Origin of the sequence: Coprococcus sp. RTP21428st1_C9_RTP21428_210409 (genome assembly GCF_040227395.1) — a bacterium.
In the GTDB taxonomy this organism is placed as follows: Bacteria; Bacillota; Clostridia; order Lachnospirales; family Lachnospiraceae; genus Coprococcus; species Coprococcus aceti.
On sequence record NZ_JBEHVV010000024.1, the window covers coordinates 1 to 15,355 of the forward strand.

Genomic DNA, 15,355 nt, shown 5'->3' on the forward strand with positions numbered 1-15,355 from the left:
CAGTACGAAGAACTTTATCACACGAACTACTACAAAGAGGTCAAAGAGAAAAACAGAGTGTACTACGAATATTATTGTTTAGACAGAACAGAGGAAGTCCCGACAGATTATAAAGAAATTTCTTTCGTCTGTTTAAGACCGGATGGTTGTTTGGAACTTCCAACTACTTTGGGGACTGTTTGCAGAAAGGTGGCAAAAACATTAGAGGGATTTGAAGGCTTTCATTTCCACCAGTTACGTCACACCTATACAAGCAACCTTTTAGCAAATGGAGCTGCCCCAAAAGATGTGCAGGAATTGTTGGGACACTCAGATGTCAGTACCACAATGAACGTCTATGCTCACTCCACAAGAGATGCGAAACGAAAATCAGTTCGGCTTCTTGATAAAGTGGTGGGCAATGACTAAAAAATTTCCCTTATTTCCCTTGTGATTATCTCATAAGGGCAAAAATAAGGGAAACTACATATCATTTCACTAATGGACAGGCGGGAAAGCCTATAAAATGGGGAAAGTTAGAGGAATAATTATATAAATTCAAGTTTGCTGGACTGGTGATACACGGAAAATAGTATTATAGCAGGTAACAGGCAGATGGTCATATAACCGACGGTCTGCCGTTTTTTGTGTTTATATTATATATGAATGTGGAAAGATTCTAGAAGATATTTTGGTATATATTAACCGAAATATCTTTTGGGAGAAAATGTCATGGTACGCACCTTTTTGTAACTGTGCACTCAAAAATGAATGTGTTACAATAGACTCGGAGGTGAGAATTATGCGAGCAAAAGAAGAATTACCGGAATGCCCAGTTGCAACAGCAGTATCTCTCATCGGAGGAAAATGGAAATTGCTGATTTTGCGTAACTTGAAAGAGCGTCCATGGAGATTCAATGAGCTACTACGAAGTATAGATGGTATTTCACAAAAGGTTTTGACAGATAGTTTAAGACAAATGATGAGTGATGGGCTGGCATATCGCCACGATTACCATGAGCAGCCACCGAGAGTTGAATACGGCTTAACGGAACTTGGAACAAAAATGCTTCCAATTGTTAATTCACTTGCTGACTTTGGTAACTACTATAAATCAATTATTGAACAAAATTAAGGACGTTAGTATTTGAAAAACTCGAACAATTCCAGTTTTTGAAACTGAGAAATCGGAATTTAGGGAGGTACAAGAATGATAAATTTAGTGGCACTTCCGTGCCTCTGTGTAGATGTTTTTGATGGAACAGATGAATTGCGTGCAGGTGGTGAAGCCCTTAATTTTGCAGTTCATGCATCAAAATTTGAGGAGTTTAATGTTTCAATATTGGGTGCGGTTGGACAGGATTCCTACGCAAAATTTATTATGGATTCTGTTTCTGATAAGAGAATAGATGTAAGCCATGTAAGAGTTGAAGAGGATAAAGTAACTGCAAATAATCGTACATATCTTACGGCTGACGGTGACAGATATTACAAAGATGATTCATGGACGGGTGATATTGTTGATAAAATGATATTGAATCAAGACGAATTGGACTTTATAAAAAAATCAGAGGTTGTATTTATACATTTCTGGGCAGGCTGTTTTGAACAAATTATAGATTTAAAAAAGAATAATAACTTCAGATTGGCTGTGGATTTTGTAGAATATCGTAATTTTAAGGAGATGGAAAAATATGCACCATATATAGATTATTTCCTGATTAGTGGAGAGGAATCAATTCTTCCGATATTTGAAGCATTTTCCAAGAAGTATAAAGGACTATTTAATGCATCTTTAGCTGATAAAGGAAGTGTTACATATTATAATGGTGAAAAGTATTTTGTCCCGGCTGATGAAGCTTTAGAAATAGTTGATACTACTGGTTGCGGAGATAGCTACCATGCAGGCTTTGTGTGTTCTCATATGTTAATTGGTGATATTTACGAGGCTATGAGAGTTGGTACAGAATTTGCAACAGAGACATTGTCTCATTATGGTGGCTTTTAATTCGATTTGTAAGGAGAAACAATATGACAGGGTTTATTATATGGTCACTTTTCGGAGTGTTTATAATTGGATTATGAATAAAAGATATGTTTTCTAAGAATCCGGTTGTGAAGAAAAGTAAATAAACTTCAGTTTTTGAAACTGAGAAATCGGGATTTATAAAGGAGAATATTGATGAAACTATTTTTATGTTCGCACTTTTCAAGTGTAGGAAGTCTGATAAAGGAAGAAATTGAAAATAAGAAAGTCGCATTTATTCCAACAGCTTCGTTGCGTGAAGGCTACACCGGTTATGTCGGCTCGGCTCGAAAATTATTCAAAAAGTTGGGAGCAATCGTAACTGAAATTGATATTTCAACGGAGGCTTATTCAACGATACAGTCTGTTTTTGAAGATGCAGATGTAATATATTTTACCGGCGGAAATTCTTTCTTTCTTATGGACCAACTCCGTAAAACAAGAACTGATGGGTTGCTAAAAAAGGAATTGGCAAATGGAAAATTGATGATCGGCGAGTCGGCAGGCGCAATTATATGCGCTCCAAGCATCCAATATATCGAGCAAATGGATGAAAAGCCGGAGGACTACTCACAAGAAGATGATGCAGGGCTTGATTTGATTGATTTCTATGTTCTTCCGCATTATCTTACAGCACCATTTAAGAAAGTTACCGAGAAAATAATGACTGAGTTTTCGGATTTGAATCTATGCCCTATTAACAACCATCAGGGAATTGTAATTGATGGTGAAGGTTCAAAGGTTATTTGCAAAGACTAATTTGAAAAATCCTTTTTGGAAACTGGAAAATCGGAATTTTCTTGATGGTGGAGGATGCGTATGGAACATAAGGGCACAATTAGAATAGAAACAGATAGATTAGTTCTTAAACGACATGTATTAGATGATGCAGAAATCATGTTTAAAAACTGGGTAACAGAAAAAGATGTAACAAAGTTTTTAAGTTGGCAACCGCATAAAAATGTCGACGAGACAAAGCAATTACTAATTGATTGGATAGAATCGTATGATAAGCAGGATTTCTATTTTTGGACAATTGAGTTAAAAGATTCGCATGAACTGGTTGGAGATATATCAGTAGTAAGTCTCGATGAGGCAACAGAAAGTGTGGAGCTCGGGTATGGTATTGGAAGCAGATGGTGGGGAAAAGGTATAACTGCAGAAGCAGGAAGGGCATTGGTAAAATTCTTTTTTGAAGAAGTAAAAGTCAAACGTGTATATGCAAAGCATGCTGCAGGTAATCCAAACTCAGGAAGTGTAATGCAGAAAATGGGAATGAAAAAAGAAGGAATAATTAGGCAGTCGGGAACCTGTAATCAAGGTATTGTGGATGAAGTTTATTATTCCATACTTAGAAATGAGTATTTTAGTAATGATAATTGATGAAAAAATCTAATTTAGCGACACACTCGAAAATTTCAGTTTGTAGGGAACAAATCAGACAATTTTATAATAAAACAGCGTTAGAGCATTTATGTGTGAGAGAAAAATCAAGTGTAGGAGAATACATGACATGAAATATACGAATAAGCATATAAAAGAAGAATACAAATTCAATCAAATGTGGCGGACGATCGGAATGATTCTCTTATTGATAGGAATATTTTTGGTGGCATTTGGATTGATTCAGACAAAGAGAAAGATGGATTGTGTTCGACCATTTGAACAGGTATTACAGGAAGAAGCCAATCCTGCGAATCAGACAGCATATATTGATATTATCCAGGTACCGGAGAAACTGGCAGAAAATAAATATGAAGGATATTACCTTGTAACAACGGCAGAGGAAAGCTATATTGTAGGGATGCAACCGGAACAGTTTGCAGATTTGAAGCAGAGAGTTGAAGAGAATGGTACGGCAAGAGTGGAAGGCATGACGAAAGTTGTGACTGACGAGAACGTAAAAAAAATAATAAGTGAGTATATCAATTACAAATTTATTTATATATGTATGACGAAGCTTACCTATGGAAAAATACTCAAGGAAGGATATTTTGTGAATCTGGATATCGGAGGCATCTTAATATTGATTGGAATTTCGATGGTATTAACCCAGGTGCGTGCGATTAAAAAATACAGACATCCATTGGCAGAGCAGATTGACGAAGAATGTAATCAGCCGGAAGCTCTCTGGTTTAATGATTTTAGGATATATTTGACAAAGAACTTTCTTGTATCTGTATATGGTGGAAAGCTGACTGCACTGGATCTGGCAAAGGTACGATTGACAAGACTGTTTGAAACAGTGAAGGGAAGCATGAACGTTATCACTTTGGAGGTAACGACAACAGAACAGGAGAAAATAACTGTCAGCGAGAATGAATGGTCATTTTTTACAATGAATGAAGAAGAGATTACTTATCTGACAGATGTATTCGGTAAAAGAAATATTGAATTTGTTTGTGAGATTCAACCAGATGAAGAAATCGATGAAGACGAAGAGTTTTGAAACGGAAATATTCAAAGGATGGAATTGGGATATTGCATACAATATAATAAAAAAGGTACAGATTTGAGTGAAGAAGATGTGGCTTTACATTTAAATGGGATGATTATAAAGAATTTAAGAAACTTTTAGATAAAGAATATAAAGATTATTTAAGTGTATAACCAGTATTATGAGCAAATTATATGAAGGGACAGATTTGATATATGGGTTTATTTAATAAAATGAAAAATTTTTTTTCGGGCTTTAAGTATAAGCTGGACAGAGAGATTTTAAGGGAATATCTCCAGCATACAATTGATTTTGCTGTCGAGAATAAGTTGCCATTTTGTGATGAATTTTATATTGCCGACAGTCTTGATGCAAAGGATAGATTACATGTCACTATCCTAAATTATGATGTACCGGGAGATGCTGTTTATGAGATTGAGAAGAGTTTTGAGGGAATAGTTATTTTTGCAAATCATGAGAAATGTTATGATCCGGAAAATGATCATAAGTATATTGATGCGGAAGATTTTATAAGCCAAGAGCTTTGCACGTTGCCAGAAGAGTTTTTTGTAGCCATGGATATCGCACCGACTATGCTTGAACAGTATATGATAAAATGAGCATTAGAAGACCGATGGTGTGGAGATTGTTTTGTTCACATAAAATGGAAAAGGTAGGATGGATTGTCGTGATTGTTATCGTGACTATCTTATATTAATTGGAGTAAAAAAGAAATTGAGGGGATATAAGTATCATACGGAAAAATAACTATATTATTTTGAAGAAAAGTACATAGTTTATCCCATTTCTAATATGATTTAATTATGTTACACGTTGATAAATCGGAATTTTAAGAATTGTCTAGGAGATATGATTTATGAAAAAAACACATTTAATAATTGTAAATATAATTCTTTTACTGTGGTATTTTCTTTCAATGATAGGATTGAAGATTGGAGACAAATACTTGGTAACAGGTGCATTTGAGGAAGAATGGCTATTTATGCTTATTCCGACAATTACATTCGTTTTAATGTTAGTTACAAAAAATGTTGGAAGGAATATACATTTGATATGGTTGGCAGGGTGGTTTGTCACTCAGTTCTTAAGTCATGAATGGTATACTTTATTTGGAAGAGGATTTATGGGAGAAATGGACAAGAAGATTGCCTATTTTTCAGAATGCATTCAATTAATAAATGTGGATGGAAGATATGTTCCTGATGTATATCATATTGTATTACATATTTTGATAATTATTGCATTTGTTGTGACCTTGCTTTATAGAGAAGAAAAAACATTAGTTGACGAAGTGTGAAAATTCCAGTTTTTGAAACTGAGAAATCGGAATTTGTGAGGGAAAGAAATGAAGAAAAATACTCCAAGCGATGATGAAATAAAGAATTATAGCCATAAGAAGATGACATTACCATTGATGGAACATGCTTCTGAAGAAATGAAGGAACCTGTATGGAAGCTTGTTAAAAAGTTAGCGTCTTATGCTCGTGTACCGGGCGCTATGTCAGATTTTAAGAAAATGGCGGTGTTCGCTGAGGATGATGCAATTGTCGATGTAGTTCTGGATACATTACAGGATATGAAATATCCTTTTAAAAACACAGATTTTATACCGGATATCATGGGCTATTATTACTCGATTGCATTGATTTCGCAAAGCATGCATAGAAGGGAAGAAACGATTAAGCTGTTCAATGAGCTTGTTGATTATGCAATCAGTATTAAATCTAACAGCGCATTGCCACTTGCGAGAAATATGGATGTTTTGTCAAAGGAATATCCCGATCTGTCAGATTTATTTGAAAAAGCAAAGACTATCTATAGATTTGATGCAATAGATAGTATAAAAGAAAGGGTGCCTATACAGGTCAATAAGCTTTATCACGATTATACAAATGCAGATAAAATAGAAGCAGAATACATTAATGTTGAAAATCCTGAGGATGGTAAGGTTTTTGTCGAAGTGGATGAAAATGGATATGTCGTAAGAATAGTAGAAAAGGGGAAAAACATTTATACAAAGATATTTAAACATTATAGCTATGACATGATTAATTATGCGATAGTCAGAGATGTTTTGCTGAGAAAACACATGGAAGAAATGCGAATCAATGATATTGCGGATGCAAGAGTTGTCGAAGCTACGAGAACGGATCTTAAGAAACTGTATAGTGATATTGAGATATCTGTAAATAATAAGGAGTTTGCATATATATTAGATGGGCATGAAAAATTTAATAATACCTGAATCCGTGAACCTTGTTTCAAAATGAAAAGGCACACAGGAAATGTTTGCCATATTTGTTATTGTATACTAAATTTTGAAAATGCTGCATAATTTTGCGTTCAAAAAAAGACTGCACCATTTGTGTGCAGCTGCCATTGCCATATTCAGCTACCTGTTGTCAGGTGATGAATGCAAAGCTGTCATAAAGACGCTTGAAAGTAAATCTCCAGCGATTACTCCTTCCAATGGACAGCACCAGACGGCCGGCATGTTCTGTCAGATGTCCCGCAAACTGCATAAGATTACTGATCACCGTACGTATTCTTCGGCGATGTATTTTCTTCCGGCCGGGAGCATCCTTCTTTTTCAGCGATTTCTGCCCTATGATTCGAAGGATATTATATGCGATCATTGTCAGCTCCAGCACCAGTTTGTTGCTCTCAAACTTTCCCGACGGGAGTCTTCCAACATCCATGTCCGTCTTGATTTCACTGTGATACTGCTCACTTTCTCCGTGGGCATGGTAAAGATCAATGACTGTATCGTCTGGCAGGGAAGAGTTTGTCCAGTATGTGCCCAGTTCTATATCGGGTACGATAAAATACTGCCCATATCGGTCAATGGTTCTTTCCGTGATCTCATAAATTGTGCGTATTCCGACAGTTTTCTCCTCGTTATCAGAAAGGGAATATGTCACATTCCGGAAGGTCTGTCCGATATAAACAGTTTTCCCATCACGTGGATGCTGGATATTCTGGCAGCATTCCCTGACGGATTCCAGCCGGATGAGCAGTGGTTTTTCCGTCAGCTGTCTGCACAGTTCAATGGTCTCTCTCAGGAAATCAGGAGTTTCTTTCTGGCAGTGCTGTTTCCCAATCCGCAGTTCAAGATTGACGAGGTATCCTTCTGTGCCGATATATGCCATAATTGGTGCATATCCGTCAAAACCCTTGTAGGTACGGGATACGCCTTCCTTATTGGATTTCGAATTGTCAAAGGGGGTTACATCAATATCGACAGGAACAAAGCCGTTATCCAGGGCTGTCGGCTCTATGTGCATTTCACGCAGCATGTCGACATTTGCCTGCTGGATGTCTTTGCGCAGGGAATCCCCGATCATGTCAAAACGCTGACGGAGTGTTTCGGCGGAAGGAATCGCATAGGAGATGCCTAATGCGTATTTGTAGTAGTCAGGGTCATCCATCATTTCACGGACAGCCTCATACTGGGGTTTTCCCTGACAGAGCATACCAATATAGGTGAGGAGCACGTCTCCATTTTTTATCTGTTTCTGCAGATAATCTTTTGAAATTGGAGCACGGTTGATTTTTTTAACAAAACTGCTTTTTCCAAGTATTTGCCCTACGAATACCAGACCACTGGGAGTAATGAGCCGCTCATCGCTGAATTCAATGTGTATTTTCTTCATTGCACTGCCTCCGCCTATCTTTTGATACTTTCATTATACAGGATAATGCATGATGATACAGTAAAAAAAAAAAATTTTGTTTAACCTAGTGGGTGAAATAAAATGTATTGCGAAAATCAGTTTCCAGCAGGTATTATTGCTGAAAAAAAGGAATGTAACACTATGGTAAGTTTCACGGAATAAGGTGGATTTTCATTGACACATATAACACCTTACAATACAATAAAAGCAAATATATAGCTTATAAAGGAGGTTCCTTAATGACGAAAAAAATAACCGCAATATTCTTGGCATTGTGCATGGCAATCTCCGTTTGGCCGATGACCATTCAGGCGGCATCAAAGCCCGATATTAAAGTTGGCGACTATGTTAAAATGGGCGCGTATAACAATGCCTCAATTCTTTGGCGATGTGTAAGCATTGACAATAACGGACCGCTTATGCTTGCAGACAAAATTGTTGACACCCTTGCATATGATGCCAAAACAAATGACAACAGCAATTCAAAATCACACAGCAGAAGCTATAAGCGTGATGATTACGGTTCTAACTATTGGAAAGACAGCAATATGCGTTCTTGGTTAAATTCGACCGCAGCTGAAGGCAAAGTCGATTGGCTTTGCGGCAACCCTCCGAAAGACGGATATGTAAGCGGTGTGGGAGCGTACAACGAAAAAGCGGGTTTTCTCAACGCTTTTTCAAAATCTGAAATTGCGGCAATGAAAACCGTTACCCAGCGTTCTCTCGTTTCTCATCCCGAATACAACAAGGGCATAGTTGATGGAGACGCAAATTCGGATTTGTTATACTACACCGATATTTCGGAAGCGGTGGCAAACTACGACAGTTCATATTTTGAAACTACAACCGAAAAGGTTTTTCTTCTTGATGTAAAGCAGGCTAATGCCGTGTGGAAAAATCTCAAAGGTTATTATGTTGCGTATAATAATGACGGTATGGCTTGGCCTTATTGGCTTCGCACTCCTGTTACCGATTGCAATCACGATATGCGTTATATCAGTTCATCGGGTCAGGTCGGTCGTTATGCTCCGTGGTATTCCGATTTGGGCGTAAGACCTGCATTTTATCTCGATTCCGAATATTTTGTTACAACTTCTGGCAGCGGCTCACAAAGCAGTCCTTATATCGGCTCTGCTCCAAATAAGCAAGAGGATGATTATACAATTTCGGAACCTGCCGAGGACGCAAATCCCGATTGGAATGTCAGCACCGAGCAAAGCATTCAGCTCACCCTCGGCCCGTGGTATTCAAATGACGGAAAATATTCTAATCCTACCATCCCTGTTTATACCATCCAAAAAACACGCAGCGACACGGAAAATATGGTTGTTGTCGTTTGCGGCGAGGGATACACAAAAAGTCAGCAGGGCAAATTCATCAATGATGTCAAACGACTTTGGCAGGACGCTATGAAATATGAACCGTATCGCAGTTATGCCGACAGATTCAATGTTTACGCTCTTTGCACAGCTTCCGAATCGACTTTTGACAATGGTGGAAGCACCTTCTTTGATGTTATAGTCGACAAATATAATTCGCCTGTTATTTCTAATAATCTCCACGGAAGTCAGTGGAAAAATCATATTTTTGAGAGATGTATCGGTCCTGAATTTATCGAGAAAATTCACGATGCTCATATCAAAAAAAAGTGTGATCCAAACACAATTCCGTCCGGTTCGGAATATGAGCCTTATTATTATGTTCACGATTATATTGCTCAGTTCGCTATGGTTGTAAACACAAAATCAGATTTCGGCGGTGCTTATAATAACCGTGAATACGGCTTCCATTATTTCATTTCGCCATCAGACAGTTATCGTGCGTCAAAAACTTTTGCACACGAGTTTGGACACGGTTTGCTCGGTCTCGGTGATGAATACAGTAACGGATATTTGCTTGACGATAAGGAACTTAAATCACTCAATCTTTCCTCGGTTGAAGACCCGGAAAAGATAAAATGGCGACAGCTTTTAGGTTTTAGAAACACATATACCTGCCGCAATGCTTACGGCTCAAAAATGCTTGTTTCAAGTTATGAGTGCATAATGAGAGACACAAACTATCAATTCTGTGAGGTTTGCCGTTTGCAGGGCTTCAAGCGAATGTCTCAGCTTGTTAAGGATGTAGACCTTTATGTTGCAACTCCCGAGGTTAAGGAATATACGGGCGCTTATTCAAAGCCGTCTGATTTTACCGACCTTGAAACAAGTTCATATTATAATTACACATATAATCGCAATGACCGACTTTTGAGCGGCAACAGCAAAAGCAGATTTAATACTAATATGAACGGTAAAAAAATCGAGCTTAGAACTGTTATTCAAAACATTTCAGATAAAAATGCACGACAATTAAAATTCAAAATGTGGATTAAGCACTCCGACGGAAGCGTTGCGACCGATTCATCGGGGAATCCGCTTCAAACAGTACAAACCTTTGACATTCCTGTTTGGAATGATAAGGCAAATTTCTGGCCGCTCGGTGCTTTGGATCACATCAAAAGCGACTTTAATTCAGGCTTAAAGAGTTGCTCGCTTATTTATCAAATTCCGTCTGATGCACAGCTTAAGAGCGGCGATACCGTGGCATTTCAGGTGCTCGATGAAAACGGAAATGTGCTTGCAGACGACAATACGGAAACACGGCGCTACACAACCGTTTCAATTCAGTATAAATTTGAGGACGGCTCTGAAATTCCAAACACTGCCGGCGGAACATTTACCGTGCCATACGGCACAAAGCTTGATTTAACACCGGCAAAAACACTTTATGATTATGAATTTATAAAGGTTGACGGCTTGAATAAGCCTATTGTTTCGGACGGAACGGTTGTTACATATTATTACAAAAATAAAAACGAAGAACACACTCACAATCTGACTTTGGTTGCTGCGAAAGCTGCCACCTGCACAGAGGGCGGTAAGGAAGCATACTACAAGTGCGAAGGTTGTGGCAAGTTCTATGAAGATGTACTCGGTACAAAGGAAATAACCGACCTTGCATCTTGGGGCAATATTGCTAAGATTGCCCACACCACAAAGCAAACCGTAACAAAGGCAACCCCAACAGCAAACGGCAAGATAGTAAATTACTGTTCGGTATGTAAGAAAACTCTTTCAACGACAGTAATTCCAAAGGCATCAAGCATAAAGCTTAAAGCAACATCATTAACATATAACGGAAAGGTTAGAACACCTAAGGTTATTGTTAAGGACAGAACAGGAAAGACACTTGTTAAGAATACTGACTATACTGTGTCTTATGCAAAAGGCAGAAAGTATGTTGGCAAGTACGCAGTAAAGATTACCTTTAAGGGTAAATACAGCGGAACAAAGACGCTTTATTTCACAATCAAGCCAAAGGCAACAAGTATTTCCTCACTTAAAGCAGGTTCAAAGAAGTTTACAGTAAAGTGGAAGAAGCAGGCTACACAGACAACAGGCTATCAGGTACAGTACAGTGCCTCAAGTAAATTCAGCAAGGCTAAGACCGTAACAGTAGGCAAGAATACAACAGTATCAAAGAATATTTCAAAGCTTTCGGGCAAGAAAAAGTATTATGTAAGAGTTCGCACCTATAAGACAGTTAAGATTAACGGCAAATCCATAAGGATTTATTCAGGCTGGTCAAAAGCTAAGACTGTTACAACAAAGAAATAAAAACTATACCGTAACCTTTGATTCTGCCGGTGGCTCTGCAGTAACGACTCAGACTATCGAAGAAGGTCAGAAGGCAACCAAACCTGCCGCTCCTACCAAGTCTGACGATACCACCAAGCCTTCGGGTGATGTTCAGAATCCGCAGACCGGCGACAACAGTATGAGTGGCTGTGGATCGCTCTGCTGTTTGTCAGCGGCTTCGGAGTTGTGACAACTACTGTTTATACTAAATTAGACGAAGCAATTTCTGATGCTGTTAAAACTGGGAAAATCACTCAAGAAGAAGCGAACGCAGCTTACAAATAAATATACGAGGCTTGTCTTAAAAAAGACGAGCTCAAAATGACAATGAAACTGTCACTCTCTGGAGACACTAGGAGTGACAGTATAATCATCATAAATAAAATGAATCTTCGGCATCAACCCACATCTGCATAGTTCCATCAAGGTATAGTCTTGCATATGCAAGTGGTTCATCAATAGCAAGTGCATTTAATGCACAATCTAATCTGGGTGTTGTTTTTAAATTCTTTTCTGCTTCCCAGCAGTCAATGCGGAGCATATAGCCAGCAGAAGTATAAACATCAATGCTGTTGCGTTGTGGATTGTATTCTGCAAATATTGTTCTCATCGTATCAAATCTCCTTATCATTCAATCAATCATTTGTTACAAAAATCAGAAGCATTTCAATCAGTTCACCATGTCGTTTTTATTTTGTGTTATACTGTTTTAGAGGATTTTCTTTTCCTTGTATTTTCCCTTATCAGGGTTCATAAATCCATATGGGAAGATATAACATAAGGGAAAGTCTAAGGGAAAGATCACCTGCGACAAACTTAGTGTTTTCAAGGGATTCAGAGATATTTGATAATAAAATATAACAATTATTAAATCCCTTGGAATACATGAAATCTCAATTTAAGTTTGATGGACTATACTCGGCGTAGATATCAGAATGAGAGCGAGGGAAAATGCATGGATATGTTACAGTTGATGAAGGAGAGGCACAGTGTGCGGCAATATAAAGATAAGCCAATCGAGCAGGAGAAACGTGCGGAGATCGACAGGCTTATCTCTGAGATAAATTTTGAGAGCGGACTGAGTATGCAGGCGGTCTACGATGAGCCGAACTGTTTTGATTCGTTTATGGCGCATTACGGCAAATTCACAAATGTTTCTAATTATATAGCGATAGTTGGCGCGAAGAACGACCAGGAAAAGGCCGGCTACTACGGTGAAAAGATGGTGCTTGGATGTCAGGAACTTGGACTTAACACATGCTGGGTTGCAATGTCACATGGTAAGACCAAGGCAGTCATAGGCAAAGGACAGAAACTGCTGATAGTGATTGCCCTTGGGTATGGTGAGAATCAGGGTGTTGCCCACAAGAGCAAAGATATATCAGAAATCAGCAGGGCAGATGTGGAGACAGACTGGTTCACAAAGGGGATGGAGGCGGTGTGTCTGGCACCGACAGCGGTGAACCAGCAGAAGTTCATGTTTGAGCTGAGAGAGGGTGTGGTGACAGCGAAAGCTCCGAGAGGAATCTGCACGAAGATAGATCTTGGAATTGCCAAATACCACTTTGAGGCTGGGAGTGGACACAAAATCTTCACAAAATAATTAGCACTCACCTCTTGACAGTGCTAACAACTGGGTGTATAACATAGTCAAAGATAAGGAAAGGGATTAGAAAGAAGAGAAAGAATCCCGAAAGCTTATCTTGACAATTATTTTGAAAGCAACAGTAAACAAAAAGTCTAAGTGCCTTGGGGTTTCATAAGAAGCCACAATTTCCGACACTTGTTTGAGATTGAAAGGAGAAATGACTTATGTTACCTAGTATTTTTGGAGAAGATTTATTTGATGATTGGATGAATGACTATTTCCCATTTGGAAAGGATTTTGACAAGGAGTTCAGTAAAGCGTTAGCACCTACCGAGCGTGCGCTGTATGGTAAGCATGCAAAGAACATGATGAAGACCGATGTCCGTGAGACAGACGATTCATATGAAGTAGATATGGATCTCCCAGGATTCAAGAAAGATGAAGTAAAGGTTCAGCTTGCTGATGGTTACCTGACAATTGAGGCTGCAAAGGGTCTGGATAAGGATGAGAAGGACAAGAAGAGCGGCAAATATATCAGACGTGAGCGTTATGCCGGCAGCATGAGCAGAAGTTTCTATGTCGGTGAAGGAGTTACTCAGGAAGACATTCATGCAAAGTATGAACATGGCGTACTGAAACTGTCGATTCCTAAGAAGGAAGAGCAGAAGAAAGTAGAGAAGAGTAATTACATCGCAATCGAATAATGTAAGAAATGCGTAATTACTTAATAACAGATGACTAATATTCGTAGAGCCCTCCGTGTATCTGCAAGGTGCAGGTATGCGGGGGGCTCTTTTGCTTGTCTGTTCTAGGGACAATCCTCATGACAAAAGAAACGTCCCCATTAAAGTAAAAAAAACGTCCCCATTAAAGTATCAGCCATGAGAACAATATGACAGCCAAAGGCATGGTTATGATACAGAACAAAGTAGTAAATACATTTAAAAGACTGGAGTATGTTGCATCTTTGTTATATACCTGAACCATCTGGGTGATTGTTGAAGCTGATGGCGTGATGGAGGCAAGGTATACTATGAGTAGTAAGGTTCTTCCGTCTGGAATAAATTCGTACACATGACTTACACACATTATAAGCAGCAAAATAGTAGGCCAGATAACGAGCCTGATGGCAGAGAAAAGGTATAGTTTTGCATTCTTCAGGCTGGCCAGAATCGGCGAATCAGCCATCAGCATACCAGTTACTATCATGCTTAGAGGTGCAAGCATATTCCCGATGTCATTTATCGGGGCAATGATGACGGCTGGCAGTTTTATCTTGCAGAAAAATAGCAGGAGACCTGCTATTATGGCTAATACATTTATATTGGATATTATTTTTTTCCATTCCAGGTGTGGCTTTTCGGAGAGCATTGTGCTGCAGTGTGTCCAGAGAAATATCAGTTGTACAGACATAAATGCGCATGAATACAGTACATAGTCGGAACCCAGAATAGCACTTACAAGTGGGATAATCATATTTCCCGAGTTGGAATACATGACAGTTGCACATTCAACCGGGGTCCAGTGCCAAAATTTCCTTCCAATATTTATAAAAATCAAAAGCAGAACATGTATAATGACCGCAATGACAGCGGAAAATAACAGTCCCTGCAGTTTTTCTTTTGTAAAATCAATCTCAAATGAACCAATTATGGCACAGGGCATCACCAGGTATACCACGATGATAGATAATATCTGGCTGTCAGATGATTTTAATATATTTTTGTTGACAAGAATAAAACCAAGCAGGATCATAATAAAAAAGTTAATAAGCTTTCCGAGCAAAATTATACTTATCTGCATAGCGATTACCTCTTTTCGTTTCTGTATTATAATACTATTCCTCTAAAAAAACATCCCTGAATGCTGACTTGTCAAAAATGAATGAATGCGATAAAATATGTGCAATTTGTAGAGAACTTGTAAATAGCATCCAAAATAAGGAGAGAT

The 15,355-nt window shown here is 38.4% G+C and carries 16 protein-coding genes; 13 read left to right on the forward strand and 3 right to left on the reverse strand.

Annotation, left to right across the window (positions count from 1 at the left end):
• The 9 genes from ABUA34_RS06575 to ABUA34_RS06615 all read left to right on the forward strand — a co-directional run.
• A partial coding sequence (locus tag ABUA34_RS06575) for a tyrosine-type recombinase/integrase (protein WP_349823040.1) occupies window positions 1-408 on the forward strand: 408 nt, incomplete at its 5' end.
• 373 nt (window positions 409-781) lie between these two features.
• Window positions 782-1,114, forward strand: coding sequence for a winged helix-turn-helix transcriptional regulator (locus ABUA34_RS06580; RefSeq protein ID WP_015534088.1), 333 nt, complete (start codon window positions 782-784; stop codon window positions 1,112-1,114).
• Window positions 1,115-1,189: 75 nt separating this feature from the next.
• Window positions 1,190-1,987 carry a PfkB family carbohydrate kinase gene (locus ABUA34_RS06585; RefSeq protein ID WP_022215831.1) on the forward strand — a complete coding sequence of 266 codons (798 nt, stop codon included), beginning with the start codon at window positions 1,190-1,192 and terminating at the stop codon, window positions 1,985-1,987.
• 174 nt (window positions 1,988-2,161) lie between these two features.
• On the forward strand, window positions 2,162-2,764 hold the full coding sequence (locus ABUA34_RS06590) for a Type 1 glutamine amidotransferase-like domain-containing protein (RefSeq protein WP_015534087.1): 603 nt from the start codon (window positions 2,162-2,164) through the stop codon (window positions 2,762-2,764).
• A 60-nt stretch (window positions 2,765-2,824) separates the two neighbouring features.
• Window positions 2,825-3,388 (forward strand): GNAT family N-acetyltransferase, encoded by a 564-nt coding sequence (locus ABUA34_RS06595; protein ID WP_015534086.1) that lies wholly within the window; start codon window positions 2,825-2,827, stop codon window positions 3,386-3,388.
• Window positions 3,389-3,518: 130 nt separating this feature from the next.
• On the forward strand, window positions 3,519-4,454 hold the full coding sequence (locus tag ABUA34_RS06600; RefSeq protein ID WP_055145659.1) for a hypothetical protein: 936 nt from the start codon (window positions 3,519-3,521) through the stop codon (window positions 4,452-4,454).
• Window positions 4,455-4,657: 203 nt separating this feature from the next.
• Complete coding sequence (locus ABUA34_RS06605) at window positions 4,658-5,062, forward strand: hypothetical protein (RefSeq protein WP_015534085.1); 405 nt, start codon at window positions 4,658-4,660, stop codon at window positions 5,060-5,062.
• Between the two features lie 257 nt (window positions 5,063-5,319).
• Window positions 5,320-5,760, forward strand: a complete 441-nt coding sequence (locus tag ABUA34_RS06610; RefSeq protein WP_015534084.1) for a hypothetical protein — start codon at window positions 5,320-5,322, stop codon at window positions 5,758-5,760.
• Window positions 5,761-5,808: 48 nt separating this feature from the next.
• Entirely contained in the window at window positions 5,809-6,708 is a 900-nt protein-coding gene (locus tag ABUA34_RS06615) for a hypothetical protein (protein WP_055145662.1), read from the forward strand.
• A 157-nt stretch (window positions 6,709-6,865) separates the two neighbouring features.
• Here ABUA34_RS06615 and ABUA34_RS06620 read toward each other — a convergent pair whose 3' ends face one another.
• A complete protein-coding gene (locus tag ABUA34_RS06620; protein WP_349818920.1) occupies window positions 6,866-8,116 on the reverse strand; it encodes a transposase in 1,251 nt (416 codons plus the stop codon).
• A gap of 260 nt (window positions 8,117-8,376) precedes the next feature.
• Here ABUA34_RS06620 and ABUA34_RS06625 point away from each other — a divergent pair, with 260 nt between their 5' ends.
• Entirely contained in the window at window positions 8,377-11,796 is a 3,420-nt protein-coding gene (locus ABUA34_RS06625; protein ID WP_349823041.1) for a M64 family metallopeptidase, read from the forward strand.
• The gene (locus ABUA34_RS06630) at window positions 11,777-12,007 is read left to right on the forward strand and encodes an InlB B-repeat-containing protein (RefSeq protein WP_349823050.1); all 231 of its coding nucleotides are present in this window, start codon (window positions 11,777-11,779) and stop codon (window positions 12,005-12,007) included. The genes ABUA34_RS06625 and ABUA34_RS06630 overlap by 20 nt, the downstream gene beginning before the upstream one ends.
• Before the next feature lie 183 nt (window positions 12,008-12,190).
• On the opposite strand, the gene ABUA34_RS06635 is transcribed toward ABUA34_RS06630, so the two are convergent.
• A complete protein-coding gene (locus tag ABUA34_RS06635) occupies window positions 12,191-12,427 on the reverse strand; it encodes a DUF6061 family protein (protein WP_161172192.1) in 237 nt (78 codons plus the stop codon).
• A gap of 363 nt (window positions 12,428-12,790) precedes the next feature.
• Between ABUA34_RS06635 and ABUA34_RS06640 the strand changes: the two genes are divergently transcribed.
• A complete protein-coding gene (locus ABUA34_RS06640) occupies window positions 12,791-13,420 on the forward strand; it encodes a nitroreductase family protein (RefSeq protein ID WP_349823051.1) in 630 nt (209 codons plus the stop codon).
• Between the two features lie 209 nt (window positions 13,421-13,629).
• Entirely contained in the window at window positions 13,630-14,109 is a 480-nt protein-coding gene (locus ABUA34_RS06645; protein WP_119203237.1) for an Hsp20/alpha crystallin family protein, read from the forward strand.
• A 163-nt stretch (window positions 14,110-14,272) separates the two neighbouring features.
• Here the strand turns inward: ABUA34_RS06645 and ABUA34_RS06650 are convergent, their stop codons facing one another.
• Window positions 14,273-15,208 carry an AEC family transporter gene (locus ABUA34_RS06650; RefSeq protein WP_349823042.1) on the reverse strand — a complete coding sequence of 312 codons (936 nt, stop codon included), beginning with the start codon at window positions 15,206-15,208 and terminating at the stop codon, window positions 14,273-14,275.
• Window positions 15,209-15,355 lie beyond the last annotated feature (147 nt).